This is a genomic window from Polaromonas sp. YR568 (assembly GCF_900116715.1).
Taxonomy (GTDB): domain Bacteria; phylum Pseudomonadota; class Gammaproteobacteria; order Burkholderiales; family Burkholderiaceae_C; genus Polaromonas.
This window is the reverse complement of the sequence record NZ_FPBM01000004.1, coordinates 182354-207964: the sequence shown is the minus strand read 5'-3', so window position 1 is coordinate 207964 and position 25611 is coordinate 182354. Positions and strand designations below refer to the sequence as shown.

The following is a 25611-nucleotide window of genomic DNA, read 5'->3' as shown; positions in this document are numbered from 1 at the left end:
CCCATGAACTGCCGACCCGGCTGCGGCGCCTGCTGCATCGCGCCTTCCATCAGCTCCGCCATTCCCGGCATGCCGCAAGGCAAGCCGGCCGGCGTGCGCTGCGCGCAGCTCGATGACACCAACCGCTGCCTGATCTTCGGCCGGCCTGAACGGCCCGCGGTCTGCGGGCAGCTCATGGCCTCTGCCGAGATGTGCGGCGCCGACGCGGGCAGCGCCATGGTCTGGCTGACCCGGCTTGAAAGCGACACGCGGCCTGGTGCGCACTGAAACTATCGGGACAAGTTGCCCTGCGCTTCGAGCCGCGCCGCCGACACAATCTCAATGCAGCGATAGCGCAGCGCAATCGCACCCTCCTGCACCATGGCCTTGAGCTCCACCGACAGCGTTTGCCGGCTGATGCCCAGCATCATCGCCAGCGCCTCTTGCGACACCGGCACCACCGGCCGCGCCCTGGGCGCCAGTGTGGCGTCACCGCGCGACAGCAGCAGCAGGCGGCGCGCCACGCGGGCGCGGGTTGAGCGCAGCGCCGCGTCTTCCACCATGCCGTAGAGCGAACGCACGCGCGCGGCCAGCAGCCCCGCGATCGCACGCGCAAACGGCGCGCCCTCCATCAGCGCGGCAAAGGCCGGCTGCGGCACCACCAGCACTTCCGCTGGCGACTGCGCCGTGGCGTCATGTGTGCGTGGCTGGCCGTCCATCAGCGAAATCTCGCCTATCCAGTTGCCGGCCTCCAGCACCACCAGAATGGCTTCGCGCCCATCCTCCCGCAGCGACGAGATTTTCAGCAGGCCGCCCAGCAGCCCATAAAACCCGCCGGGCGCATCGCCCTGGCGAAACAGCATTTCGCCCGGCCGCAGGCGCAACACCTCGGCAGAGGCCAGCAGCGCCTGCCGGTCCGCCAGCGGCAGCGCGCCAAACCACGGGTTGGCCGACATGCGGACCATCATGGAATGCGCTGAAGGTGTCGCGGGAACGATAGGCATATCGCCAATTGTCAAATTTTTGACAGTTCCCCGTCAAGCACCCACGTATCGTGGGCGTATCGGGCCGCAGAGTCCGCCTTTTTCGTCAAACACCACGGAGACAAATCCCGATGCACATCCCCTCCCTCAAAGAAGTCGTCAGCGCCGAAGAATGGCAGCTGCGCTGCGACCTCGCCGCCTGTTACCGCCTGGTCTCGTTCTACGGCTGGAGCGACCTGGTCTTCACCCACATCAGCGCCAAGCTGCCCGAATCGGTCTCCGGCGCGGGCAACCACCATTTCCTCATCAACCCCTACGGCCTGATGTTTGACGAGATCACGGCCTCCAGCCTGGTCAAGGTCGACGGCCAGTGCAACAAGGTGATCGACTCGCCCTTCCCGGTGAACCCGGCCGGCTTCGTCATCCACAGCGCCGTGCATGAGGCGCGCGCCGATGCCGGCTGCGTGCTGCACACCCACACCCGCGCCGGCGTCGCCGTCAGCGCGCAGAAATGCGGCGTGCTGCCCATCAGCCAGCAATCCACCTTTGTGCTGGCCTCGCTGGCGTACCACGAGTACGAAGGCGTGGCCTTTCGCGACGACGAGAAGCCGCGCCTGCAGGCCGACCTGGGCAGCGCCAACTTTTTGATGCTGCGCAACCACGGCCTGCTGGTCGTGGGCAAGACGATTGCCGACGCTTTCCTCAGCATGTACACCTTTGAAAACACCTGCCGCATCCAGCTGGATGCACAGGCGGGTGGTGAGCTCACTCAAGTCAACCCGCTCATCGTCAAAGGCGTGGCCGAAGCCATGCGCGTACAGACCGGCGGCATGGGCGGGGCTTTTGTCTGGCCTTCGCTGATCCGCAAGCTCGACAAACTCGATGAAAGCTACAAATCATGAGCGGCTCCCCCCTTGTTGCACAACTGCTGATCGTCGCACTCGCCCTGGTGATGCTGGGCCTGGGCCTGACGCTCAAGGTCGAGGACTTCACCCGGCTGCTTAAATACCCCAAGGCCGTGGTGGTGGCGCTGGTGCTGCAGGTCATCGTGCTGCCGATTGCCTGCTACGCCATCATCGTGCTGCTCAATGTGCCGCCGGTCTTTGCAGTCGGGCTGATGCTGCTGGCCGCCTCGCCCGGCGGCATTTCGGCCAACCTGTTCAGCCACCTCTTCGGCGGCAATGTGGCGATGAACATCTCGCTCACCGCCATCAACACCCTGCTGTCCATCGTCACCATGCCGGTGATCGCCAACTGGGCCATCAACACCTTCGCCAAAACCGGCCAGGTTGTGCCGCTGCAATTCGGCAAAGTCGTGGAAGTGATCGTCATCGTGCTGGTACCGGTGGCCATCGGCATGTGGCTGCGCACCGTCAAACCGGGCTGGGCCGCGCGCAGCGAGAACCCGACCAAGATCTTCAGCATCATCGTGCTGGTCGTGGTCGCAGTGGGCGCGGTCGTGAAAGAGTGGCAGGCACTCAGCGGCGGCTTTGCAGCCATCGGCCCTGCCGTGCTGGCCTTTAATCTGGTGAGCCTGCTGGCGGGCTACTATGTGGCGCGTGCAACCGGGCTGGACAAACCCATCTCAACCGCCATCAGCTACGAGATCGGCATCCACAACGCCACGCTGGCGATCTTTATCGCGCTGGCCGTGTTGAATAACTTCCAGCTGGCTTTGCCTGCGGCGATTTATTCGTTCAGCATGTACGTAACGGCAACGCTGTTTGGCCTTCTGGTGCTGAAGCGGAAGTCAGCGCCTGTAGTGGCGAACGCTTAAGCCGGCACCACCGTCAACACCGGCGGCGTGACGCTGTCGGTCGGCAGGGGCGTCACATCGCCCTGGTCGACCATCAGTTCCTTGCGTGTCATGCGCACGTCGCCAAAGATGGTGGCAAAGGCCACGTCCTTGGCGTCGCGCCCGGTACCCACGCGCACCAGCCGGTCAATCGGCGCCATACGCGTCGGGTCAAACAGCACCCAGCGGTCGTCCAGCCAGGCCTCGAACACGGCATGAAAGTCCTGCGGCGGCTCTTCAAAATGCACATAGCCCACCACCAGCCGCGCCGGAATGTTCAGCGCCCGGCACAGCGTGATACCCAGGTGCGCAAAGTCGCGGCACACACCCGCCCGTTGCACAAACACCTCTTGCGCGGTGGTGGTCGAATTGCTGAAGCCCGGCAGGTAATAAATCGACTCGTGGATCCAGTTCTCAATCGCGCGCACACGGCCTATGCCAGGCGGCAGCTGGCCAAAGAGCTGCTGCGCCGCGCGGCTCATCACGTCGGACTCGCAATAGCGGCTGGGCATCAAATAGCGCAACACATCGTCGGGCACGCCCGTCACCGGTGTTTCGTCCAGGTGCAGCGGCACGGCCACAGGGCGCAACTCCACCTGCGCGCGGTAGTTGATGCTGAGCATGCCCTTGGGCGCGTCGAGCCGGATAAAACGATTGCCGCTGCGCTCGTCGCAAAAGTTGCGCACCTTCATGCTGGGCGTGATCGTCAGGCGTTCTTCCACCACATGGTGGCCGTCATGGAAGGCGGTCTCGATGTTGAACAGGAAGTGCGCCGTGCTGTTCACCTCGTATTCCAGCAAGGATTCAATCAGGGCAGTGTGCATGGGGAAACTGGGACAAAGATCAAAGATGGGTGCGGTGGTCCGGCCGGCCGCGCTGTGGCGTGGCAAACCAGTTCTGGCAGGTGACGTAGACAATGCGCGAGGCCCGCTCCAGCACATCGGCGGAAGGCGCGGCGCGCTTGCGCGCACGCAGGCGGTTGACCAGCAAAAACTCGGCAATGCTGGCCTGAAATGACATCTTCTTTTGCGCGACGGGGTCAGGCAGCGCTGCCGGCGCACGCGGCCCCGACCACGGCTGGAACAGCCGCTGCCGGAAACGCGAGGCCATGCTGGCCGGTGGCGCAAGCGCCGCGCCGGCTTTTTCTGTGGCACCCGTGCGAGGCGTCATTTACTTCATGACCTTTTTGACCGCGCCCACACCCAATGCGGCCAGCACCACAAAAATGACCGCCAGGATCAGGAACAGGCCGAACAGGATCTTGGCAATGCCGGCGGCGCCCGCCGCCACACCGCCAAAGCCCAGGGCACCGGCAATCAGGGAAATAATCGCAAAAATAATCGCGTACTTGAGCATCTTGGCCTCCGTTGAGGTCACCGGCGCAAAGGTCGCGCGGTGATGGCTTGATGCTAAAAGTCGCGGGGCCGGCCACCCATCAGCAGCGCCCGCTAGCCGCTGTAGGACAAGGGCGCGGCGAACCGCTCACGCTATGATTTCAATAGCTGTCAATGCCCTTCTGGAAAGGGCTGCAGCTTATTTACCAAACAGACTGCGGAAGCCCTCGCCTACACGGTCGCCCAGGTTGGCGCCCGCCCCGGTGCCCACACCCGGCATCAGCACCGTGCCGATGGCCGCGCCCAGCAGCGCCGAGCGCGAGAGCGTGACTTCCGGGTTGTCCAGCGTGCCGCCCACCTGCAGCGGCACACCCACTGCGCCGCCAATGGCGCTGCCGATCTTGCTGTCGCCTGCCAGGTTCACGCTGACCTGCCCGCTCAGCGCCTTGGCGGGCGAAATCGCCACATTGCCGCTGGCGCTCAAGGCGCCCGAGCTCGCCACCAGGTTGGTCAGCTGTGCCGCCTTGCCCTGCGTGTTCACCTGGCCGGCCAGGGTGTCCAGCGGGGTCTGGCCGCCGCGGCTCAGGCCCACGGTCTTGACCGCCTTGGCCAGGTCAATCCCCTGGAGCACCGCATTGCGCACCGTAAAGGTGGTCTGGCTTTGCAGCGCATCGACCAGCGCGCCCGTGGTCGCCGCGCGGGAGTTCAGCGTGGTACTGGCTTCAAGCTTGCCGGTGAGCGACTTGCTGGGCGCCGTCAGCGCCGACACCTCCACATCGCGCGTCTGCAGCTTGCCGTGCAGCTGCAGCTCCTCGCCGGGGCGCGACGCCACGGCCGAGGGCACCTTCTTCAAACCCAGCTTGCCTTCGACCTTGCCGCCGCCCACATTGACCTGCAGCGCCCATTCGTCGCCCGCGGCCCCAGCTTTGGCTTCTTCCCGCTTGAGGCTGGCGGTCAGGCCCTCCAGGTTGCCCTTGAGCAGCTTGAGCGCCACGTCGTCGGGCAGGCCGTCGTCGCCCAGGCGGGCTTCGGCCTGCACCGTGGTGCGTGCGCCCGCGGCGCTGATCCAGGTGACCTCGTCCAGCACGGTGCGGCGCGGCAGCCAGTCCATCTGCGTCGTTTGCGGTTGTTTGTCTGCTGGGGCCGGGACTGGCGTGGCGGCTGCCGCCGGTTTCTTCTTCTTTTGCAGCAGCAGCAACACACCGTCTATGCCCTGCTGCGGCAGCACCGCGCGGCGCACCAGCAAAGTCGACACCACCAGCCGCCCCTGGAGCAGCGGCTGCCACTGCGGCCGCACTTCCACACGCTCTACCGTGATGGCGGGCTTGCTCTGCACCGAGATGCCGCTGAGCGCCACCGCCGGCAGCGGCCAGACGTCCACCGCCACGCGGTCCAGCGCCACCGGCACGCCCAGCGCGGCGCTCGCCTCGCGCTCCACGCGCTGCCTGAAATCGTCGGTGCTCACCCAGCGGTGCAGCGTAAACGCCACCACCGCCAGCAACACCATCAGGCCCAGCGCCAAAAACACCACCCATTTGAAAACTTTTGCCATGCGGCTATTGTGGCGCGCCCATGGTCCATCCGTTACCTGCGCCTTCAGCAAAAATCCGCCGTTCCGGCTAGCATCAGGGGCTCTGCGACATTCCCGCCACACTCCATCCACAACACCCAAGGACGAGACATCATGAAGCTTTATTACTCCCCCGGCGCCTGCTCCCTCTCCCCCCATATCACGCTGCATGAGTCGGGCCTGAAGTTCGAACACGTGCTGGCGCCCACCAAAACCCACCAGCTCGAAGACGGCACCGACTACTACACCATCAATCCTTTGGGTTACGTGCCCCTGCTCGAGCTGGACGACGGCACCCGCATCGCCGAAGGCCCGGCCATCGTGCAGTACATCGCCGACCAGGTGCCCGCCAAAAAACTCGCCCCCGCCAACGGCACGCTGGAGCGCTACAAGATGCAGTCCTGGCTGACCTTTGTCGGCACCGAGCTGCACAAGGGCTTCAGCCCGCTCTTTAATGCCGCCACACCGGCCGAGTACAAAACCATCGTTATTGACAAGCTGCTGTCGCGCCTGAAGTGGGTTGACAGCCAGCTGGCCGGCAAGCAGTACCTGATGGGGGATGCGTTTAGCGTGGCTGATCCTTATCTCTTTACTGTTACCAACTGGGCGCCTCGGGTTGGGGTGGATATTTCGGGTTTTGCCAACCTCGCCGCCTTCCGCGAGCGCGTCGCAGCCCGTCCGGCGGTTCAGGCTGCTATGAAGCATGAAGGCTTGCTGAAATAAGTGACGTAGCGGACGCTGGTTTTGAGTTGCATTCCGGGGCCGGGGTTGCCGGCGGCAACTCACTTTCTTTTGCTTCGCCAAAAGAAAGTAAGCAAAGAAAAGGCGACCCTGCTGTCTGCGTCCCTTCGCTTCACTACGGGCAGCCTGCGGTGCTCGGTCCAGACGGGGTCAAAAACAACTCGCCTTCGGCTCAAACAAGTTTTTGCCCTGATCCGTCTGGACCTGCGCTCCTCGGCGCAGACAGAAGGGGCAATCGGGAGCAGGGTCGGGAGCGGGGTCGGGAGCGGGGGCAAAGGCCTTGCGGGCTGTCAAATAGCATGAAATGAGCAACCCGTGTTGGGCAAGCCATTCCAAACAGGGCCAAACTGGCCCTGTTTTCAATTCAGCCCCCTCAGGACCAACCATGCCCACCTTATTCGACTCCAACAAAGCCGGTGACCTGGCCCTTGCCAACCGCATCGTGATGGCGCCGCTCACGCGCAACCGTTCGCCCAATGCGATCCCGACAGACATCGCGCAGATTTATTACGGCCAGCGTGCCAGCGCCGGCTTGCTGATCACCGAGGCTACCGCCGTCAGCCATCAGGGCCAGGGTTATGCCGACGTGCCGGGCCTCTATGGCACCGAACAGCTCGACGCCTGGAAGAAGGTCACCCACGCGGTGCATGAAAAAGGCGGCAAGATCGTTGTGCAGCTTTGGCATGTGGGCCGTGTCTCGCACAATAAACTCCAACCCGACGGCGGCAAGCCGGTTGCGCCTTCGGCCATCACGGCCAAGACCAAGACGGTGCTGATTGAGGACGGCGTGCCGACTTTTGTCGAAACCTCGGAGCCCCGCGCGCTCACGGCCGCCGAAATCCCCGGCATCGTGCACACCTTTGCCGCCGCGGCGCGCAATGCGGTTGAAACAGCCGGCTTTGACGGTGTCGAGATCCACGGCGCCAATGGTTACCTGCTGGACCAGTTCCTCAAAGACGGCAGCAACAAGCGCACCGACGACTACGGCGGCAGCATTGAAAACCGCGCCCGCCTGCTGCTGGAAATCACCCGCGCCGTCACCGACGCGGTGGGTGGCGGCAAGACCGGCATTCGCCTCTCGCCAGTCACGCCCGCCAACGACGTGCACGACAGCAACCCGCAGCCGCTGTTTGACTACGTGGTCAAGCAGCTCGCCACGCTGAACCTGGCCTACGTCCACATCATTGAAGGCGCCACCGGCGGCCCGCGTGAAATTGAAGACCGCCCCTTTGACTACAAGGCGCTGAAAGCCGCCTACCGCAACGCCGGCGGCAAGGGTGCCTGGATGGTCAACAACGGCTACGACCAGACCCTGGCCGAGCAAGCCGTGGCCGACGGCGCCGACCTGGTGGCCTTCGGCAAGCCCTACATCGCCAACCCTGACCTGGTGGAGCGCCTGCGCGTGAAAGCCCCGCTTAACACGCCCGACAAAGCCACCTTCTACGGCGGCCGCGAAAAGGGCTACACAGACTACCCGACGCTGGCGGGTTAAAAGCGACGGGCGACGGGCAACCGGCCTTCATCGCCGAAACAACAAACCCCGGGTGGCGCAAGGCCGCCCGCCGGGTTTAACGGGACCGTCACATTCGGCCGTCACGATCAGCACTTTGTTACAAAAAGTGCCTTCATGACAAACGTTCGCCGATTCCGCCCCCTGCCCATCGTTGTGGCCTTGCAAGCCCTCTTCGCCCTTCCCGCCTACGCCCAGTTCACCGTCAACACCGGCGTGACGGACACCGCCGGCAAAACCCTCGCAGGCGCGGCCGGCACCGTGCAGGCCGGCGGCACGCTGACCACCACAGGCGCAACCAGCGCCGTCACCGTCAACGCCGGCACATCGTCCATCACCAACTCCGGCACCATCAGCCAGACCGGCACCGGCCGCACGATTGACGCCAACACGGGCACGCCCAACCTCACCATCACCAACAACCTGGGCGGGCTGATCACCGCGCTGGGCGGCGAAGTGATAAGGCTGAACCGGCCCGCCGGCAGCTACATCATCAACAACCAGGGCACCATCTGGCAGATGAGCACCACGCCAGGCGGCAGCCGCGCCATCAAGGCCGACGCCGCCTTTACCTCGACCAACAACCAGATCATCAACGGCTCGGCCAGCAACACCGCGGCCATCATCCGCTCCGATGCCAATGACGCCATCCGCCTGGGCAACAACTTCACGCTGACCAACTACGGCAGCATCTTCTCTACCGGCGTGGTCAACACCAGCTGCCCCGACTACCTGAAGACACCCGTCAACCTGTGCGTGGCCGACCTCTCGGCTGCCGACGGCGTGGCGATTGAAAACGCCCGCTCCAATGTCGTCATCCTCAATTACGGCAGCATCACCGGCCCGCGCCACGGCATTGACGGCGGCGACCCCGTCGCCGCCGCGGCCGACGCCAACCTGCTCGGCGTGGACCGCCTGATCGTGACCTCGACCGGTCCCAACGGCGTGACCTTCGACAAGGTGGTCGGCGGTGTCACCACCTCGGGCGTGAAGATCGTCAACCCGGTCGTCATCAACTACGCCGGCGGCGTGATCACCGGCAACAACGGCTCCGGCGTGGGCCTGGACGGCCATGGCGTGGTCATCAACTACGGCACCATCAGCGGCAAGTACGCCGGCGCCGGCAAGGTCTATGACCACGAAGGCCTGGGCCGCACCACCAGCAACGGCGACGGCGACGGCGTGGACATCGACGGCATCGCCTACGTCGAAAACTACGGCCGCATCGAAGGCCTGGGCGCAGGCGGCTTCGACTCCGGCGGCAACCCCAATGGCGCGGACGGCATCGCCGCAGGCGGCGGCACCATCATCAACCACGCCGGCGCGGTGATCTTCGGGCAGTCCAAGGGCATCCTGGTCGACGACGGCGCCAACGGCAGCGCCATCGCGGCGCGGCGTGGCACCGCCACGGCCACTGGCGGCATCGCCAAAATCTTCAATGAAGGCACGATCACCGCCGAAAAAGGCGCGGCCATCGGCCTGGTCGGCAACTTCAACGACAGCCTCATCAACTACGCCACCGGCGTGATCACCGGCGGCAAAGACGCGGTGCGCGTCGACCAGAACGGCAGCACCACGCCGGCAGCCGCCATCCAGATGGGCGACGGCGACGACACGCTGACCAACTACGGCAAGATCGAAGGCAAGAACGGGCTGGCCATCGACATGGGCGCCGGCAACGACACCGTCTCGCTCTTTAACGGCGGCAGCACCGGCATCATCATCGGCACCGTCGACGGCGGCGCCGGCATCGACACGCTGGAAACCGGCGGCACCCAGACCTTTGCGGCGGGCGCGGTCACCGGTTTTGAAAACTTCACCGTGCGCAACGGCAGCACCACCTTCAACTACGGCCTGGGCCCGGTGGCCAATGTGCAGGTCGACAGCGGCGCCAGCCTGCAGGTCAACGGCGCACTCTCCCTGTCGGGCAACCTCACCGTCAACGGCACCTTCAAGGCATCGACCGGCGCCGATCTGCGCCCCATCACCGTCGCCGGCACCTTCACGCAGGGCGCTGCCGGCGTGCTGGAAAGCGGACTGGGCGCAGGCAACCTGGCCGACAAAATCAGCGTCACCGGCACCGCATCGATTGCCAACGGCGCCACCATTCGCCCGGTGCCGCGCGGCTACGTGAACAACGGCGCCTACACCCTGGTCTCGGCCGCCGGCGGCCTGACCGCCACGCCCGCCAGCCTGGTGGTGGCCAACACGGCCCTCGTCAACTACACGCTGGCCAAATCCGGCAATGACCTGGTGCTCAATGCCCAGCGCTCGACCACGCTGGGCGCCGTCACGCCGTCCAACCTCGGCAGCATGGGCACCACGCTGGAAGCACTGGGCCAAAGCGGCAACGCCGGCGCCAACAGCCTGTTCGCCGCGCTGGATTCATTGCCCACCACGCAAGCTGTCGGCGACGCCCTGCAGCAGATCGCGCCAGACACCAACCGCTCCGCCCAGCAGGCTTCACAGTTCGTCGCAGGCACGCTGTTCTCCGCCCTGGAAGGCCGCATGGAGTCCGCGCGCTCCGGCCCCGTGGCGCAGGCAGCCAGCGGCCTCTCCGCAGGCAATGACAGCAGCCGCCGCACATGGCTGCAAGGCACCGGCGGGCAAGGCGACCAGGACGCCCGCTCCGGCTCGCCCGGCTACAAGCTTTATTCCTACGGCATCGCCGGCGGCATGGAAACCGACCGCTCGGCCAATGAAATCATGGGCGTGTCGCTGGCCTACACACACGCCGGCGCCGACGGCAAGGGCACGGCGCAAAACGACGATGTGCGCGTCAACGCCCTCAACCTGGGCGGCTACTACAGCCAGAGCTTCAGCGACATGACGCTGGATGCCTCGGTGCTGCTGGGCTACAACAGCTACAAGAGCCAGCGCCAGATCAACTTCGCCGGCTTCTCGGAAATCGCCAAGGGCGACTACAAAGGCTGGCAGGTCGGCGGCCGGATTGAGGCGGGCTTTCCTTTCAGCATCAACCCCAGCTGGTCCGGCCGCTGGCTGGTCGGCGGCCGCGCCGGCTACCTGGCTACCGACGGCTACACCGAAACCGGCAGCGTGGCCGCACAGCGCGTGGACTCCAGCAGCGCCACCAGCCTGCAATCCGTGCTGGGCACCGAGCTGACGCACACGCTCTCCGACAACAGCACGCTGCAATTGCGCGCGCGCTACCTGCATGAGTTCGCCAACTCGCCCGACATCAAGGCTTCGTTTGTCGCCGGCGGCCCGGGCTTTACCGTGGCCGGCGCCAAACCGGGCCGCGACTCGCTGCAACTGGGCGTCGGCTGGCGCCGGGTCACGGCGCAAGGCGTGGCCATCACGCTGCGCTACGATGCGGAAGTCAAGGCCAACTACCTGGCCCACCAGTTGTCGGCCCGCGCCGTCTGGTCGTTCTAAACCCGCATTACCAGGAGCCGACATGAAGCCGCGCCTCGCCATCGCAACGCTGCTTTGTACCGGCCTGCTTTTTCTGGCTGGGTGCGCCACGACCTCTCCTGAAGCGCGGCTGCAATCGGCGCTGGCCCTGGCCGCGCCTTCAGGCTGGCAGGCCAGCCGCATTCCGGCAGCGGGCTTTCCGTTGCTGGCCCTGCATCCCAAGCCACAAGTCCCTGGCAAACCCGGCAGCGAGCTGGCCGTGTTCATTGAAGGCGACGGCCTCGCCTGGCTGGACCCGCACACACCGTCGGCCGACCCGACGCCGCGCGACCCGGTGGCCCTGCGCATGGCGCTGGCAGAGCGTTACCGCACCAGCGCCTACCTGGCCCGGCCCTGCCAGTTCGACCCCGCCATCACCGAAGGGCGCTGCCGCACCGGCCACTGGACACAAGCGCGCTATTCGCCGGAGATCATTGCCGCGATGGACGAGGGCGTTTCCAGGCTCAAACAGATGTTCGGCGCCGAACGGCTGGTGCTGGTGGGTTATTCCGGCGGCGGCACCATCGCCACACTGCTGGCCGCGCGGCGCAAGGACGTGTCGCTGCTCGTCACGGTGGCCGCAGTGCTGGACCACCAGGCATGGACGCGCGCCCTCGGCGTTTCCCCGCTCAACGGCTCACTCAATCCCATCAATGAATCGGCCAGCCTGCAAGGCCAGCGGCAAATCCATTTCACCGGGAGTGAAGACCGCGTTGCCGGCAAGACGGCCGTACAGGCTTTTGCCGACCGCTTTCCGGACCGCCCCTTCACTTCAAAGGAGCCGGCCCTCATCGAAGTTCTCGACGTCCAGGGTTTCACTCACACCTGCTGCTGGGCTGAACAGTGGCCGCGGCTCTCGCCGCTCTGAGCCCCACGGCGTGACACGCAGGCGCTACCATAGCGCCCATGCTCAACAAGCCGCGCATCCTTGTGGTCGAAGACGAGTCAGGCATCGCCGACACGATCCAGTATGTCCTCACCACCGATGGCTTTGCGCCGGTGTGGTGCAGCACGGCCCAGCAGGCTTTGCAGGAATTTGCCGCCGAAACGCCGGCCCTGGCCATTCTGGATGTGGGCCTGCCCGACCTCAACGGCTTTGAACTGTTCAAGCGCCTTCAGGCCCTGCCCGGCGGCGCGCAAGTCCCCATGTTGTTCCTGACGGCGCGCAGCGACGAGATCGACCGGGTGGTCGGCCTGGAGCTGGGCGCCGACGACTACATCGCCAAGCCTTTTTCGCCGCGCGAACTGGTGGCCCGGGTTCGCGGCATCCTGCGCCGCGCGGTCCGGCCATCGATAACGCCGATATCACCGCAGGCGGTTGCATCTGCCACGGCACCCTCCTCTTTCACCACGCCTTTTGTGCTTGACGAAGAACGCCGCCAGATCCGCTTTTACGGCCGCACCCTGGAGCTGTCGCGCTATGAGTACGGCATCCTTCGCCTGCTGGTGCTCAAGCCCGGCCGGGTCTACACGCGTGACGAACTGCTGGACAAAGTCTGGGAAGACGGCAGCGGCAGCCTGGACCGCACGGTGGACGCGCACATCAAGACACTGCGCGCCAAACTCAAAGGCGTGGCGCCGCACACCGAGCCGATCCGCACCTCGCGCGGCTCTGGCTACGCGCTGGCTGAAGACCTGCCTGCCCCGTGACCAAAAGAAACCGCATCTTCATCGGCATCCTGCTGATTTATGCGGTGGGCATCGCCTTCATGCTGTACCGTGTCGTGGCCGACATCGACCCGCGCTACCGCGAGTCGGCCGAAGAGTCGCTGGTCGAAAGCTCGCACCTGCTGGCCAGCCTGGTTGAACAGGACGTGCGCGCCGGCGCCATCGACACCACGCGGCTGGATCCCTTGTTCAAGTCGCTGTATGCGCGGCAGTTTCTCTCGCAGATCTATTCGGTCACCAAAACCCGGGTCGAGCTGCGCGCCTACGTCACCGACCGCTCGGGCCGCGTGCTGTTTCATTCCCTGGGCCAGCAGCCGGGCACCGACTTCTCGCAGTGGCGCGACGTCAGCTACACGCTGCGCGGCGACTACGGCGCGCGCACAACACCCGACGTCGAAGGCGACCCGCTCAGCTCGGTGATGTACGTGGGCGCGCCCATCCGCTGGAACAACGAGATCATCGGCGTCGCCTCGGTGGGCAAACCCGTCACGAGTTTTGGACAGTTTGTTTCTGCTGCGCGCGAAAAAACCCTTTACGTCGGCCTGGTGTCCGTGCTCGCGGTGCTGCTGCTGGCCGTCATTGTTTCCGTCTGGCTGGTGCGGCCTTTCGGCCTGATCGCCGACTACGTGCGTTATGTGCGGGCCCAGCGCTCACTCAACTTGCCGCGGCTGGGCCGGCGTGCCCTCGGCGCCCTCGGCGCGGCCTACGACGAAATGCGCGACGCCCTGGCCGGGCGCAACTATGTCGCCGACTATGTGCAGACGCTGACGCACGAAGTGAAGAGCCCCCTGTCGGCCATACGCGGCGCGGCCGAGCTGCTGCAGGAGCCGGGCATGCCGCAGGCCGAGCGTGAGCGCTTTCTGGCCAACATCAGCCGCGAGACCGGCCGCATCCAGGAGATGGTGGACCGGATGATGGAGCTCACCGCGCTGGAAACGCGCCGCTCGCTGGACAAGGTGGTGCCTGTGGCGCTCACGCCCCTGCTGGAAGAGCTGGCGGGCGCCGCGCAGGGCGCCGCCGCAGCGCGCGGCATCCGCATCAAGGTCGACGCGCCGGAAGATGCCACCGTGGAGGGCGACGCCTTTTTGCTGCGGCGCGCCGTCAGCAACCTGCTGGACAACGCCATCGACTTCTCGCCCGAGGGCGGCGAGGTTCAGCTCTCGCTTTACGGCAGCGCGCGTGTGGTGCGCATCCAGGTGCAAGACCGCGGGCAAGGCATCCCCGAGTACGCCCAGGACAAGGTGTTTGAAAAGTTCTACTCACTGGCCCGGCCCCACACCCGCAAAAAAAGCACAGGCCTGGGCTTGGCCTTCGTGAAAGAAATTGCCTCGCTTCACCACGGCCGCATCGAGCTGGCCAACGCACCGGGCGGCGGCGCACTGGCCACGCTGTCGCTGCCGCGCGCGGCGATGTAGCCGGCGGCCGGCCTTCACGGGTTCCTACGGGTTCTCACAGCACTTCACGCAGACTTCATACAGGCTTCCCGAAAGCTTCAAACCGCCTTCCCAGGCGCCGCCGATGCTTGGCTCCGTGCACTGTCGCACGCCTGCCAAGGAGCTTTTTATGGAACCCACCCCCACCCACCACAAGGCGGCAGCGCGCTGGCTGTGGGCCGCCACCGCCGCTGTCGCGGCCGTCTGCTTCATCGCCCTCGCGGTGCAACCCGCACATGCCCAGGAGGCCAGGGACGGCGCCGCCCCCCGGCAAAAAACCGAGAGCCCTTACTTCTTCGTCAAAAGCGACGAGCCCGGCCTGGACCAGCTCCCGCTCAAATCCACCCAGGTCGATGTGCGGATTTCAGGCGTCATCGCCGACGTCACCGTCACGCAGCGCTACAAAAATGAAGGCCAGCGCGCCATTGAAGCGCGCTACGTGTTCCCCGGCTCAACCCGCGCCGCCGTCTACGGCATGAACGTGCGCCTGGCCGACCGGCTGATCACCGCCAACATCCGCGAAAAGCAGCAGGCCCGCATCGAATACGACAGCGCAAAGAAGGAAGGCAAAACCGCCGCGCTGCTGGAGCAGCACCTGCCCAATGTCTTCCAGATGAATGTCGCCAACATCCTGCCCGGCGACGACATCAAGGTCGAGTTGCGCTACACCGAGCTGCTGGTGCCGCAGTCGGGCAACTACCAGTTCGTCTTTCCCACTGTCGTCGGTCCGCGCTACAACAGCCCGCAGTCCGAGCAGGCCCAGGCGAAGTGGATCAGCAAACCCTATCTGCCGGCCGGCCAGGACTCCGCCACGGCCTTCGACATCAAGGTGCAGATCGCCACGCCGATCGGCCTGAAAGAAGTGCGTTCAAGCTCCCATACCGTCGACGTGAAAAAAGACGGCGAAGGCGACCGCCACGCCAGCGTGTCGCTGCGCCCCGGCGAGGCAAAAGGCGCCAACAACCGCGACTTCATCCTCGACTACCGCCTTGCCGGTGATCGCATCGAATCGGGCGTGATGCTCTACCAGGGCGACAAAGCCAACGGCGAGAACTTCTTCCTGGCCATGATCGAGCCGCCCAAGCAGGTGACGGCGCAAACCATCAATCCGCGCGACTACATCTTCGTTGTCGACATCTCGGGCTCGATGCACGGGTTTCCACTGGAGACCGCCAAAGTCCTGCTGCGCGAGCTGATCGGTAACCTGCGCCCCAGCGACACCTTCAACGTGATGCTGTTCTCCGGCAGCAACCGCTTCCTCAGCCCCAAATCCGTGCCCGCCACCCAGGCCAATATCGAGCAGGCCATCCGCACCATCAATGAAATGGGCGGCGGCGGCAGCACCGAGCTGATCCCTGCGCTCAAGCGTGTTTACGCCGAGCCCAAGGCTGCCGACGTCTCGCGCACCGTGGTGGTGGTCACCGACGGCTACGTATCCGTCGAACGTGAAGCCTTCGAGCTGGTGCGGCGCAACCTGTCGCAGGCCAACCTCTTTTCCTTCGGCATCGGTTCCTCGGTGAACCGCCACCTGATGGAAGGCCTGGCCCGCGCCGGCATGGGCGAGCCCTTCATCATCACGCAGCCCTCCGAAGCGCCTGCTGAAGCCAAACGCTTTCGCAAGATGATCGAGTCGCCCGTGCTCACCAGCGTCAAGGCCCGCTTCGAAGGCATCGATGTCTACGACGTCGAGCCGGCCCAGTTGCCCGACGTGCTCGGCGAACGCCCGGTTGTGGTGTTCGGCAAATGGCGCGGTCCCCTGAGCGCCGGCAGCCAGGTGGTCATTGAAGGCCGCAGCGCCAACGGCCCTTACCGCAATGCCGCGCCAGTCACGGCCACGCCGGGGCAGGACATGGCCGCGCTGCGCTACCTGTGGGCCCGCCACCGCATCGCCGGCCTGTCGGACCAGGAGTCGCTGGAAGGCGGCGATGCCCATCGCCAGCGCATCACCGAGCTCGGCCTCCAGTACAACCTGCTGACCCAGTACACCAGCTTCCTGGCCGTGGACCAGGTCGTGCGCAACACACAGCCCGCGGATGCCGCCACCGTGAACCAGCCATCGCCCATGCCCCAGGGCGTGAGCAACCTGGCCATAGGCGCCGAAGTGCCCGGCACGCCCGAGCCCGCCACCTGGGGCGCCGTGATCGTGCTGCTGTCAGTACTGGCCTTGCTGGCGCGCCGCGAACGCCGCCAGCGCAGGGACAGCCGCGAGGGCGTAGTCCGCTTCACCGCGTGAACATGCCCCGGCCCTTAAGGAGAAACCCCATGACGCTGCCTGCCCTTCTTTCCATGCGCTCCATGAGCGATTTACCTCGCCTGGTCAGCGTGCCTGCCTTCGTGCGCTGGGGCATACGCATCGACACCGCGCCCGCCGGGGTCTGGCTGGCCCTGCTGGCCGCAGCCCTGTGGCCAACCTGGCTCTGGATGGGCCGGCGCATGCTGGACGGCTCGGACGACCCGCTCGGGCTGCTGGCGCTGGCCGCACTCGGCTGGCTGGCCTGGCGCAGCCGCCACAGGCTGCGTGCCGCGCCGCCCCTGGGCTGGCTCGCCGTGGCGCTGGCCGGCGCAGTGCTGGCAACTGCCGTTCAAGGCATGCTGCCGGCGCTGGCGGTGTCGCTGCTGGCATTGCTGGCGCTGGCCGCGGGCCTGGCGGCTTTTCTGCCCGCCACCGTGGCAACAGCGCCCATGTTCGGCCTGTCGGTGCTGGCCCTGCCGCTGCTGGCCTCGCTGCAGTTTTATGCGGGCTTTCCGCTACGCGTCATCACCGCCGAAGCCAGCCGCTGGCTGCTGATGGCAAGCCATGTGGTCGAACGCAGCGGCGCCAGCCTGCGCGTGGACGGCCACCTGGTCATCGTCGACGCACCCTGCTCGGGGGTGCAGATGGCCTGGTTCGGCTACTTCACCGCCTGTGCGGTCACGCTGTACCTGGCACGCGGCAACCGCGCCTTTCTCACCCGCCTGCCCGCTGTCAGCGTGCTGGTGCTGGGCGGCAACATCGTGCGCAACACCATCCTGGTGGCGGCCGAGGCCTCGGGCCGACACCTGCCCGGCTGGGCCCACGAAGGCGTCGGCCTGATCGTGCTGGCCGCAGTGTGCGGCGCGATTGCCTGGGTGATGAGCCGCCCCGAAAGGAAACGCCATGTTTGAGAACAGCTTCGTCAACCGCGTGCTGCACAAAACGCTCTGGCTGGCGCTGCTGCCCGCCTGCATGCTGTGGAGCGCGTTCGCCATGCTCTCGCGGCCGGCAGACACGGCACCGCCGCAGCAAGGCGCGGGCCGCGAGCTTCCCGCACAGTGGCAGGGCGCAACACTGCGGCCGCTGGCGCTGAGTGAAGTCGAGCAGCGCTTTACCCGGCACTTTCCCGGTACCCTGGCGCGCTTTGCCATCGAAGCGCCCCCTGCTGAAACAGCGCCTGCGCAGGGCGGCGTTGCCAATGAGTCGATTGCTGCGGGAGGCTGGCAAGTGCTGGTGCTGCGCGGCGTCGACAAACCCACCCGCATGCTGCACCCCGCCGCCGATTGCTACCAGGGCCTGGGCTACCGCATCGCGGCCCAGCAGCTGGAACTGGATCGCCAGCGGCAACTCTGGCGCTGCTTTGAAGCCACGCGCGGGCAGGCCGGCAGCGGCCAGCGCCTGAGGGTGTGCGAGCGCATCGTCGACGCCAACGGCCAGGGCTTCACCGACACCTCGGCCTGGTACTGGTCCGCCGCCATGGGCCAGTCGCAAGGCCCCTGGCAAGCCATCACCGTCGCAAGGCCGCTGTGAAACCGCGGCGGGCCAAGCTATGGGTCTGGGTGCCGCTGGGCATGCTGGCGCTGCTGGCCCTGCTGGCGTCAGCGCTCCTGGCGCTCTACTTCGTGGTCAAGGCGGTGCTCGCGCCGCTTCCCGGCGAGTGGTCCGTGCCGCTGCGCGTCGGCCCCCTGCAAATGCAGGCCGGTGTGCCAACGCTGATCCGCCTGGCCACCGCACCTTGGGTCGGGCCCCTGCTACAGGGGCGGACCTTGCCGGCGCGCACCGGGCCGGTTCACATGACCTGGCTAGCCCGCAGCCAGGTGCTGGCATTGCGCTGCGCCCCGTGCAGGGTGCAGGCCCCCGGGCTGGGCAAAGACCCTCTCACCTTTAACGAAGTGCAGCTCACCGTGCGCCGGCGCGGCGACCAGCTGGATGGCGAAGTGAGCGCCGGCAAGCTGCGCGCCACCTGGCAGGGCGTGCTGGCGCGAGACCAGCTGCGGCTGCGCCTGCAATTGCCGACGACGCCGATTGCCGACGGCTACGCGCTGTTCGGCGCGGCTATTCCCGAGCTTGCGCAGGCGCACATCGAAGGCCGCTTTGCACTACAAGCCACGCTGGTCTTGCCGGGCGCAAGCCTGAGCGTTGTCCCGCAAGTCGAGGGCTTGCAGGTCAGTGGCCTGGGCACCGAAGCGCTGGTCACCGCCCGCTCGGCCTGCGGCAAAAGCGCCAGCCGCCTCACCACCAGCAGCTGGCTCGCGCGCGCCGTGGTGGCCGCCGAGGACCAGCGCTTTTACGAACACAGCGGTTTTGACCTGACTGAACTCACCGCAGCCCTGGCCCGCAACCAGGGCGCCGGGCAAGAAGGCCGCATCGAGCGCGGCGGCAGCACGCTGTCGCAGCAGCTGGCCAAGCTGCTTGTCACCGGTGGCGAGCGCAGCCCCGTGCGCAAGCTGCGCGAGCTGCTTTACGCGGCTGAAATGGAGCGGACGCTGGGCAAGCCGCGCATCCTGCAGCTCTACCTGGCGCATGCGCCCTGGGGCCCGGGCCTTTGCGGCGCCGAGGCCGCGTCAAGGCGCTACTTTGGCCGCGCGGCCCACGAGCTCAGCCCCACGCAAGCCGCGTGGCTGGCCGCCATGCTGCACAACCCCGGGCTGGAAGCACGGCGCTGGGCAGAGACAGGCCAGATCAATGTGGCGCGCACGCAGTGGGTGATCCTGGCGATGCGCCCCCTGCCAAGCCGTCAACGCATCCGCCTGGCCGAAGAGGCAAAGCAGCTGAACTGGCCGGCGCCGGTGCTCGCGCCTTGAGGCCTGCTCAAGAGGCGGCCAGCTGCAAGCCTTGCCGCGCCGCCTGCTCAGGGTCTTGTGCCAGCGTCACCGCACTGACCACCGCCACGCCGTTCACACCGCAGGTCATCACGCCAGGCAGCAGCGCGAGTGAAATGCCGCCAATCGCCACCACCGGGTAAGGCGCTGCATCCTGCGCCAAGGTTTTCAGGCGCTCCAGCCCCACCGGCTCGTAGGGCATGACCTTGAGCGTTGTCGGGTAGATGGGGCCGATGGCCAGGTAAGAGGGTTGCACGGCTTTGGCCCGCGCCAGCTCCGCCGGTGTGTGCGTGCTCAGGCCCAGGCGTATGCCCGCATCGCGTAGCGCGGCAATGTCAGCCGTGTCCAGGTCTTCCTGGCCCAGGTGCACGCCGTAAGCGCCTGCCTGCAGCGCCAGCTGCCAGTGGTCGTTGATAAACACCTGCGCGCCCGGCACTTCGCGCCCGGCTTCAATCGCCGTGCGCACTTCCCACGCGATCTCATCCGCATCGTGGTCCGCCGACTTGATGCGCAGCTGGATGGTGCGCACACCCCAACCCAGCAGGCGCCGCACCCAGGCAGCGTTGGGCACAACAGGGTAAAAGCCGATGGGGCCGGTGAGCGGTGCGAATGCGTCTGTCTTCATGGTGATCTTTTTTAAGGCGCGTGCCAGAACGGCACACCGACTGTGGGAGTGGAAGCCTGTGCCGCCGCACGCTCAGGCATGGGCGTCGACTCATACGCCGCGCGGCCCGCGGCCACGCCGTCGGCAAAGGCGCGCGCCATGCGCACCGGGTCGCCGGCTTGAGCCACCGCGGTGTTCAGCAGCACGGCGTCAAAGCCCAGCTCCATCACCGCTGCAGCGTGCGATGGCCGGCCCAGGCCCGCATCCACCACCAGCACTGTGTCGGGCAGGCGGCGGCGCATGGTCTCCAGTGCAAAGGGGTTGAGCGGCCCCCGGCCTGTGCCTATGGGCGCGGCCCAGGGCATCACGGCCGCGCAGCCCGCATCGCGCAGACGCTGGGCAATCACCAGGTCGTCCGTGGTGTAGGCAAACACGGCAAAGCCCTCTTTGGCCAGCACCGTGGCCGCATGCACCGTGCCATGTGTGTCGGGCTGCAGCGTGTAGTCGTCACCTACAACTTCCAGTTTGATCCAGGTCGTGCCGAAGATCTCGCGCGCCATCTGCGCCAGCGTGATGGCCTCCTCAGCGCTATGGCAGCCCGCCGTGTTGGGCAGGATGTGGCAGCCCAGCGCCTGGATGCGCTGCCAGAAACTGTTGCCGCCGCCGCTTTCAGGCTGCAGGCGGCGCAGGCCCACCGTCAATACTTCGGTGCCGCTGGCGCGCACCGCGTCGCTCATTACCTGCGGCGAAGGGTAGTGCGAGGTGCCGAGAAAGAAGCGGCTCGAGATCGTGGTGCCGGCAACCGTCCAGGGTTGACCGTGGGCAATCGGAGATGAGGTCGTGGGCGTGTCCATTCAACCTCCCGTGATCGGTGTGACTATGTCGATCCGGTCGCCACTTTGCAATGCGCGTTCAGGCCATTGCGGCCGCGGCACAAAAGCGCGGTTGATTGCGCAGGCAAACGCGCCCTGCAATTCATAGCCCCGTGCAATCAGCAGCGCCTGCAAGGTGGGCGCATCCGTCTCAATGGCTTCGCCGTTCAGTGAAATCTTCATCGCGTGTTGTGGTGTTGTCATGTCACTCTCTCTTCTTTCAGGGCCTTCAGGACAGCCGTGCTTCCCGTCAATTGCTGCACCAGCCCGTCGACCAATGCCGGCGCGCACAGGTAGCCGTGGCGGTACAGGCCATTGATATGCCACACGCCGTCGCGCTGCTGCACCGTGGGCCGGTGGTCGTCCAGCGCCGGGCGCAGGGCGGCTGCCAGCCGCAACACACGCGCCTCACCAAAGGCAGGGTGCAGGCTGTGCAGGGCACTGCCCAGCTCCAGGGTAGATCTCAATGTCACCGGGCCGGTGTCTTCCGACTCCAGCTCCGTCGCGCCCACCACAAAACGGTTGCCGGGCCGCGGCGCCACATAGAGCTGGTAGCGCGGATGCATCAGGCGCACCGGGCGCTGCAAAGTCACGCCCGGGCATTCCACCGTGAGCACCTCGCCGCGCACACCGCGCAATTGCGGCCAACTCTCCTTGGCGCCAACGCCACGCGCATCGACCGTGATGTCCATTCCATAGGTCTTGCCCGCGCACTCGATGTGGTCGTCCTCCACCCCGTCGATGGCACAGCCCTCCATCCATGAGCCGCCCAGCCGGTCGATCTCAGTGGCCAGCGCCGCCATCCACTGGTCGTTGGCCAGCTGGCCCTCTCCATCCAGCAACAGCCCGCCACCGAAGCGCCCTGCCAGCGCCGGCTCGGCCACACCCAGCGCGGCTGCATCCAGTGTGTGCACCTGTGCCCGCACGGCCTCTGGCAGCTTGTGCAGCAGCAGGCCTGTGAAATGCGCCAGGGAACTCTGGTCAGGCGCGTGCGCCACCACCAGGGTTCCCTCACGGCGGAAATACACCGGCAAACCTTCAGCCGCCAGCTCGGCAATCCATTGCGGCCACAGCTGCATCGAGCGCTGGCCCATCGCAAACACCGCCTCATCCGACACCGCCAGCTCCGCCAGCGGCGACAGCATGGCCGCCGCCGTCATCGAAGCCGTGGCCACGTCATCGCGGCGGCGCGCATCGAACAGGCTCACGCGGCAGCCGGCGCGCAGCAGGCGCCAGGCCAGCGTGCGGCCAGCCAGGCCCGCGCCCGCGATGCCGATGTGCAAATTGCTCATATCAAAAACAACCCAGGAAACCTCAGGAATAAATCTCGCTGCCGCCTTCGCGGAACTCTTTGGCCTTTTCTTCAAAGCCGGTAGCGATCTGCTTGATGGGGATTGTCGCGGCTGCCGGCGCCAGTGTGGTGGTGGCCGGGTTCAGGCGCGCAAACTCGCGCACCTCCTGCGAGATTTTCATCGAACAGAACTTCGGCCCGCACATCGAGCAGAAGTGCGCCACCTTGGCGTTCTCTTTGGGCAGCGTTTCGTCGTGGTAAGCCATCGCCGTGTCGGGGTCAATCGCCAGGCGGAACTGGTCTTCCCAGCGGAACTCAAAGCGCGCTTTGGACACCGCGTTGTCCCACATCTGCGCGCCCGGGTAACCCTTGGCCAGGTCGCCCGCATGCGCGGCGATCTTGTAGGCGATCAGGCCCTGCTTCACGTCGTCGCGGTTGGGCAGGCCCAGGTGTTCCTTGGGCGTCACGTAGCACAGCATGGCCGTGCCGTACCAGCCGATGTTGGCTGCGCCCATAGCCGAAGAGATGTGGTCATAACCCGGCGAGATGTCGGTGATCAGCGGGCCCAGCGTGTAGAAAGGCGCTTCAAAACAGGCTTCGAGCTGCTTGTCGACGTTTTCCTTCACCAGTTGCAGCGGCACATGGCCGGGGCCTTCAATCATCACCTGCACATCGTGCTTCCAGGCAATCTGCGTCAGCTCGCCCAGCGTATGCAGCTCGGCAAACTGCGCTTCGTCGTTCGCGTCGGCGATCGAGCCCGGGCGCAGGCCGTCGCCCAGCGAGAAGCACACGTCATACGCCTTCATGATTTCGCAGATCTCGTCAAAGCGTTCGTAGAGGAAGCTTTCCTTGTGGTGCGACAGGCACCACTTGGCCATGATGGAGCCGCCACGCGAGACGATGCCCGTCAGGCGATTGGCGGTGAGCGGCACATAGGCCAGGCGCACACCGGCGTGGATGGTGAAGTAATCCACGCCCTGCTCGGCCTGCTCGATCAGTGTGTCGCGGAAGATCTCCCAGGTCAGGTCTTCGGCCTTGCCGTTCACCTTTTCCAGCGCCTGGTAAATCGGCACCGTGCCGATAGGCACCGGCGAGTTGCGCAAAATCCATTCACGCGTTTCATGGATGTTCTCGCCCGTCGAGAGGTCCATCACGGTGTCTGCGCCCCAGCGGATCGACCAGACCAGTTTGTCGACTTCTTCCTCAATGCTGGAGGTAACCGCCGAGTTGCCGATGTTGGCATTGACCTTGATCAGGAAGTTGCGGCCGATGATCATCGGCTCGCTCTCGGGGTGGTTGATGTTGTTCGGAATGACGGCGCGTCCGCGCGCCACTTCGTCACGCACAAATTCGGCCGTGATCTCTTTGGGAATCGCGGCATTGAAAGAATGGCCCGCCTTGGGCATGCGCTCGGTCTTAAGGCGTTCGGCCAGCTGCGCGCGCACCAGGTTCTCGCGCACCGCGATGTACTCCATCTCGGGGGTGATGATGCCCTTGCGCGCGTAATGCATCTGCGACACATTGGCACCCGCCTTGGCGCGGCGCGGCACGGGCGCATGCGCCATGCGCAGCGCGGCCAGGGCCGGGTCGTTCAGGCGCTGGCGGCCGTAGGCGCTGCTGATGCCGGCCAGGGCCTCGGTGTCCTGGCGCTCGTTGATCCAGGCGCCGCGCAAAGGCGGCAGGCCGCGCGTGATGTCGATGGGCGAAGCCGGGTCGGTGTAAACGCCCGAGGCGTCGTACAGGCGCAGCGGCGGGTTGGCCTCGCGGCGCGGCTCACCGGCGCCTTCATGCACCAGCGTGTCGGTCAGCGTGACTTCACGAAAAGGCACGCGGATGTCGGGGCGGGAGCCCTCGATATAAATCTTTGCCGAGCCCGGAAAAGGCGCGCGCGTGATGCGGCTGGTGAGGTCTTGGGTGTCAACGGTAAGTCGGGTTTTGGCCATGTGGTTCTCCAGAAGGTGGGGTGCCTGCTGGGGAGCCGGGGGTCCATCGGTGGCATCTGGGTGTGCCGCTGCGAAAGTTCCGGAGCCAATTGCGTTGTTCCCTACGCGGGGATAATCCCGATCAGGTTCAGCGGGTCTCGCATACTGCGATCTCAGCCTCGAAAGCTTCCTTACGGAAACATCCTTGGCACCCCGACAAGCTGAGGCCATTGTAGGCACGGAGCCAAGCGATGGCAAATGACCAAGGTCAAGAAGTCGACCAGGCCAGTGGGCAGCCCCGAGCTAGGGCAGGTTTTCCCTGAAGATCACCTGGCTGCGTACCGCATCAACCCCACTCATCACATCCCGCCTATCCCGCAGGTTGGTAAACATCCGCACGCAACTCATCATCGCCGTCTGCGGGCTTTGGGTAATCACCGCGTCCATGCTGCCGTCAATCAGCATCGCGCGCGTGTCGGGCGTGAGGCCGTGGCCGATAAACACCACCTTGTGCTCGCGCCCGCTCTCCTTTAACGCCCGAGCCACGCCGTCAGACGCGCCGCCGATGTTGTAAATGCCCGCGAGGTCGGGGTATTGCTCCAGCAGCGTGCGCGTCTGCTCGTAGTTCTTCTGCGCGTCGTCCTGCCCTTCGCGCAGGCCCACCACCTGCAGCGTGGGAAACATCTCTTCAATCACATGCAGGAAACCGGCTTCGCGCTCCTCATGCGCGCGGTAGCTCAGCGAGCCGGCGATCAGCGCCACCTTGCCGGCGCGCGCGCCAGGGCCGATGAAGCGGCCCACCAGGTAGCCCGCCGTACGCCCCGCCGCGCGGTTGTCCAGCCCCACATAACCGGCGCGCTGCGAGCCCGACAGGTCCGAGATCAGCGTGATGGTGGGCACGCCTTTTTCGGCCAGCTCGCTCACCGCTTCGCGCACCGCCGGGTGCTCCAGCGCCATAAAGGCAATGCCCTCGCTGCGCTTGCCCTGTTGCAGCAAGCTGGCGGCCAGCTGCTGCGGGTTGAAGCTTTCAAACAGCTCTGTACGGCACTTCACGTTAAAGGGCGTCAGGTGCTCCTGCGAATAACCCACCGTGTCGCCCAGCATGCGGATAAAGCGGTTGCTGCCGTCGGGCAGCAAAAACGTCAGGCGCATGGGCGGCGCGGCGAGCGCGGCATACAGGCCCGTCTCTGGCAGGTAGTCCATCTCGGCCGCGGCCTTGAGCACTTTTTGCGCGGTGGCCCCGCGCACGCCGGGGCGCTGGTTCAGCACGCGGTCTACAGTGGCGGTGGAAACACCCGCGGCCCGCGCAATGTCGACCACGCGAGCCCGCTGCTGCTGCCCCTCCAATCCATCAGGGATAACCCTCATACATCAAAATCCATCATTTTTCCTGTTTGACGATTGAATACCCCGCGCCTATCGTTGCGCTGCTTTCACCCA

Annotated in this window: 24 protein-coding genes and 1 riboswitch; of the genes, 13 read left to right on the top strand and 11 right to left on the bottom strand. The window is 65.9% G+C overall.

The genetic code is table 11. The features are described 5' to 3' along the window. The first annotated feature begins 3 nt into the window (after window positions 1–3). Entirely contained in the window at window positions 4–267 is a 264-nt protein-coding gene (locus tag BM408_RS10945) for a YkgJ family cysteine cluster protein (protein ID WP_092129891.1), read from the top strand. A gap of 2 nt (window positions 268–269) precedes the next feature. Here the strand turns inward: BM408_RS10945 and BM408_RS10940 are convergent, their stop codons facing one another. Next, on the bottom strand, window positions 270–983 hold the full coding sequence (locus BM408_RS10940; protein WP_254774775.1) for a Crp/Fnr family transcriptional regulator: 714 nt from the start codon (window positions 981–983) through the stop codon (window positions 270–272). Window positions 984–1093: 110 nt separating this feature from the next. Here BM408_RS10940 and BM408_RS10935 point away from each other — a divergent pair, with 110 nt between their 5' ends. Together BM408_RS10935 and BM408_RS10930 are read left to right on the top strand one after the other, a co-directional pair. Continuing rightward, on the top strand, window positions 1094–1864 hold the full coding sequence (locus BM408_RS10935) for a class II aldolase/adducin family protein (RefSeq protein ID WP_092129890.1): 771 nt from the start codon (window positions 1094–1096) through the stop codon (window positions 1862–1864). Continuing rightward, window positions 1861–2739, top strand: a complete 879-nt coding sequence (locus tag BM408_RS10930; protein ID WP_092129889.1) for a bile acid:sodium symporter family protein — start codon at window positions 1861–1863, stop codon at window positions 2737–2739. The genes BM408_RS10935 and BM408_RS10930 overlap by 4 nt, the downstream gene beginning before the upstream one ends. On the opposite strand, the gene BM408_RS10925 is transcribed toward BM408_RS10930, so the two are convergent. The 4 genes from BM408_RS10925 to BM408_RS10910 form a co-directional block, all read right to left on the bottom strand. After that, entirely contained in the window at window positions 2736–3581 is an 846-nt protein-coding gene (locus BM408_RS10925; protein ID WP_092129888.1) for a transglutaminase-like domain-containing protein, read from the bottom strand. The genes BM408_RS10930 and BM408_RS10925 overlap by 4 nt on opposite strands. Window positions 3582–3600: 19 nt before the next feature. Further along, a complete protein-coding gene (locus tag BM408_RS10920) occupies window positions 3601–3927 on the bottom strand; it encodes a hypothetical protein (protein WP_092129887.1) in 327 nt (108 codons plus the stop codon). Further along, complete coding sequence (locus tag BM408_RS10915; protein ID WP_092129886.1) at window positions 3928–4113, bottom strand: DUF1328 family protein; 186 nt, start codon at window positions 4111–4113, stop codon at window positions 3928–3930. A gap of 177 nt (window positions 4114–4290) precedes the next feature. Then, on the bottom strand, window positions 4291–5643 hold the full coding sequence (locus tag BM408_RS10910) for an AsmA family protein (protein WP_092129885.1): 1353 nt from the start codon (window positions 5641–5643) through the stop codon (window positions 4291–4293). A 132-nt stretch (window positions 5644–5775) separates the two neighbouring features. Here BM408_RS10910 and gstA point away from each other — a divergent pair, with 132 nt between their 5' ends. From gstA to BM408_RS10860, 10 genes are all read left to right on the top strand, one after another. Further along, a complete protein-coding gene (gstA, locus tag BM408_RS10905; protein WP_092129884.1) occupies window positions 5776–6384 on the top strand; it encodes a glutathione transferase GstA in 609 nt (202 codons plus the stop codon). 403 nt (window positions 6385–6787) lie between these two features. Further along, window positions 6788–7894, top strand: a complete 1107-nt coding sequence (locus BM408_RS10900; protein ID WP_092129883.1) for an alkene reductase — start codon at window positions 6788–6790, stop codon at window positions 7892–7894. Between the two features lie 135 nt (window positions 7895–8029). Next, complete coding sequence (locus tag BM408_RS10895) at window positions 8030–11308, top strand: autotransporter outer membrane beta-barrel domain-containing protein (protein ID WP_092129882.1); 3279 nt, start codon at window positions 8030–8032, stop codon at window positions 11306–11308. Window positions 11309–11330: 22 nt separating this feature from the next. Then, the gene (locus BM408_RS10890) at window positions 11331–12194 is read left to right on the top strand and encodes an alpha/beta fold hydrolase (protein ID WP_092129881.1); all 864 of its coding nucleotides are present in this window, start codon (window positions 11331–11333) and stop codon (window positions 12192–12194) included. A 38-nt stretch (window positions 12195–12232) separates the two neighbouring features. Further along, on the top strand, window positions 12233–12976 hold the full coding sequence (gene creB / locus BM408_RS10885; protein WP_092129880.1) for a two-component system response regulator CreB: 744 nt from the start codon (window positions 12233–12235) through the stop codon (window positions 12974–12976). Further along, window positions 12973–14409: a two-component system sensor histidine kinase CreC gene (gene creC, locus BM408_RS10880; protein ID WP_092129879.1), complete on the top strand. Its 1437-nt coding sequence runs from the start codon at window positions 12973–12975 to the stop codon at window positions 14407–14409. The genes creB and creC overlap by 4 nt, the downstream gene beginning before the upstream one ends. Before the next feature lie 148 nt (window positions 14410–14557). Then, the gene (locus BM408_RS10875) at window positions 14558–16660 is read left to right on the top strand and encodes a VIT and vWA domain-containing protein (RefSeq protein WP_092129878.1); all 2103 of its coding nucleotides are present in this window, start codon (window positions 14558–14560) and stop codon (window positions 16658–16660) included. A gap of 29 nt (window positions 16661–16689) precedes the next feature. Then, complete coding sequence (xrtQ, locus tag BM408_RS10870) at window positions 16690–17571, top strand: exosortase Q (protein WP_254774773.1); 882 nt, start codon at window positions 16690–16692, stop codon at window positions 17569–17571. Then, on the top strand, window positions 17564–18190 hold the full coding sequence (locus tag BM408_RS10865; RefSeq protein ID WP_092129877.1) for a hypothetical protein: 627 nt from the start codon (window positions 17564–17566) through the stop codon (window positions 18188–18190). The genes xrtQ and BM408_RS10865 overlap by 8 nt, the downstream gene beginning before the upstream one ends. Further along, entirely contained in the window at window positions 18187–19464 is a 1278-nt protein-coding gene (locus tag BM408_RS10860) for a biosynthetic peptidoglycan transglycosylase (protein WP_254774772.1), read from the top strand. The genes BM408_RS10865 and BM408_RS10860 overlap by 4 nt, the downstream gene beginning before the upstream one ends. 7 nt (window positions 19465–19471) lie before the next feature. Here the strand turns inward: BM408_RS10860 and thiE are convergent, their stop codons facing one another. From thiE to BM408_RS10830, 6 genes are all read right to left on the bottom strand, one after another. Beyond that, window positions 19472–20107 carry a thiamine phosphate synthase gene (gene thiE / locus BM408_RS10855; protein ID WP_092129876.1) on the bottom strand — a complete coding sequence of 212 codons (636 nt, stop codon included), beginning with the start codon at window positions 20105–20107 and terminating at the stop codon, window positions 19472–19474. 11 nt (window positions 20108–20118) lie between these two features. Beyond that, the gene (locus BM408_RS10850; RefSeq protein WP_092129875.1) at window positions 20119–20940 is read right to left on the bottom strand and encodes a thiazole synthase; all 822 of its coding nucleotides are present in this window, start codon (window positions 20938–20940) and stop codon (window positions 20119–20121) included. Further along, a complete protein-coding gene (thiS, locus tag BM408_RS10845) occupies window positions 20941–21162 on the bottom strand; it encodes a sulfur carrier protein ThiS (RefSeq protein ID WP_254774771.1) in 222 nt (73 codons plus the stop codon). Beyond that, the gene (thiO, locus tag BM408_RS10840; protein WP_092129873.1) at window positions 21159–22250 is read right to left on the bottom strand and encodes a glycine oxidase ThiO; all 1092 of its coding nucleotides are present in this window, start codon (window positions 22248–22250) and stop codon (window positions 21159–21161) included. Before thiO ends, thiS begins: the two co-directional genes overlap by 4 nt. Before the next feature lie 22 nt (window positions 22251–22272). After that, on the bottom strand, window positions 22273–24192 hold the full coding sequence (thiC, locus tag BM408_RS10835) for a phosphomethylpyrimidine synthase ThiC (protein WP_092129872.1): 1920 nt from the start codon (window positions 24190–24192) through the stop codon (window positions 22273–22275). An 81-nt stretch (window positions 24193–24273) separates the two neighbouring features. Then, a riboswitch (TPP riboswitch) is annotated at window positions 24274–24397 on the bottom strand. Between the two features lie 77 nt (window positions 24398–24474). After that, window positions 24475–25539 carry a LacI family DNA-binding transcriptional regulator gene (locus BM408_RS10830; RefSeq protein ID WP_092129871.1) on the bottom strand — a complete coding sequence of 355 codons (1065 nt, stop codon included), beginning with the start codon at window positions 25537–25539 and terminating at the stop codon, window positions 24475–24477. Window positions 25540–25611: the final 72 nt, after the last annotated feature.

Excerpts from the sequence above, each read along its gene's own strand:
- BM408_RS10945 (WP_092129891.1), top strand. The coding sequence starts at position 4 with ATGAACTGCCGACCCGGCTGCGGCGCCTGCTGCATCGCGCCTTCCATC.
- BM408_RS10940 (WP_254774775.1), bottom strand. The coding sequence starts at position 983 with ATGCCTATCGTTCCCGCGACACCTTCAGCGCATTCCATGATGGTCCGC.
- BM408_RS10935 (WP_092129890.1), top strand. The coding sequence starts at position 1,094 with ATGCACATCCCCTCCCTCAAAGAAGTCGTCAGCGCCGAAGAATGGCAG.
- BM408_RS10930 (WP_092129889.1), top strand. The coding sequence starts at position 1,861 with ATGAGCGGCTCCCCCCTTGTTGCACAACTGCTGATCGTCGCACTCGCC.
- BM408_RS10925 (WP_092129888.1), bottom strand. The coding sequence starts at position 3,581 with ATGCACACTGCCCTGATTGAATCCTTGCTGGAATACGAGGTGAACAGC.
- BM408_RS10920 (WP_092129887.1), bottom strand. The coding sequence starts at position 3,927 with ATGACGCCTCGCACGGGTGCCACAGAAAAAGCCGGCGCGGCGCTTGCG.
- BM408_RS10915 (WP_092129886.1), bottom strand. The coding sequence starts at position 4,113 with ATGCTCAAGTACGCGATTATTTTTGCGATTATTTCCCTGATTGCCGGT.
- BM408_RS10910 (WP_092129885.1), bottom strand. The coding sequence starts at position 5,643 with ATGGCAAAAGTTTTCAAATGGGTGGTGTTTTTGGCGCTGGGCCTGATG.
- gstA (WP_092129884.1), top strand. The coding sequence starts at position 5,776 with ATGAAGCTTTATTACTCCCCCGGCGCCTGCTCCCTCTCCCCCCATATC.
- BM408_RS10900 (WP_092129883.1), top strand. The coding sequence starts at position 6,788 with ATGCCCACCTTATTCGACTCCAACAAAGCCGGTGACCTGGCCCTTGCC.
- BM408_RS10895 (WP_092129882.1), top strand. The coding sequence starts at position 8,030 with ATGACAAACGTTCGCCGATTCCGCCCCCTGCCCATCGTTGTGGCCTTG.
- BM408_RS10890 (WP_092129881.1), top strand. The coding sequence starts at position 11,331 with ATGAAGCCGCGCCTCGCCATCGCAACGCTGCTTTGTACCGGCCTGCTT.
- creB (WP_092129880.1), top strand. The coding sequence starts at position 12,233 with ATGCTCAACAAGCCGCGCATCCTTGTGGTCGAAGACGAGTCAGGCATC.
- BM408_RS10875 (WP_092129878.1), top strand. The coding sequence starts at position 14,558 with ATGGAACCCACCCCCACCCACCACAAGGCGGCAGCGCGCTGGCTGTGG.
- xrtQ (WP_254774773.1), top strand. The coding sequence starts at position 16,690 with ATGACGCTGCCTGCCCTTCTTTCCATGCGCTCCATGAGCGATTTACCT.
- BM408_RS10865 (WP_092129877.1), top strand. The coding sequence starts at position 17,564 with ATGTTTGAGAACAGCTTCGTCAACCGCGTGCTGCACAAAACGCTCTGG.
- thiE (WP_092129876.1), bottom strand. The coding sequence starts at position 20,107 with ATGAAGACAGACGCATTCGCACCGCTCACCGGCCCCATCGGCTTTTAC.
- BM408_RS10850 (WP_092129875.1), bottom strand. The coding sequence starts at position 20,940 with ATGGACACGCCCACGACCTCATCTCCGATTGCCCACGGTCAACCCTGG.
- thiS (WP_254774771.1), bottom strand. The coding sequence starts at position 21,162 with ATGACAACACCACAACACGCGATGAAGATTTCACTGAACGGCGAAGCC.
- thiO (WP_092129873.1), bottom strand. The coding sequence starts at position 22,250 with ATGAGCAATTTGCACATCGGCATCGCGGGCGCGGGCCTGGCTGGCCGC.
- thiC (WP_092129872.1), bottom strand. The coding sequence starts at position 24,192 with ATGGCCAAAACCCGACTTACCGTTGACACCCAAGACCTCACCAGCCGC.
- BM408_RS10830 (WP_092129871.1), bottom strand. The coding sequence starts at position 25,539 with ATGAGGGTTATCCCTGATGGATTGGAGGGGCAGCAGCAGCGGGCTCGC.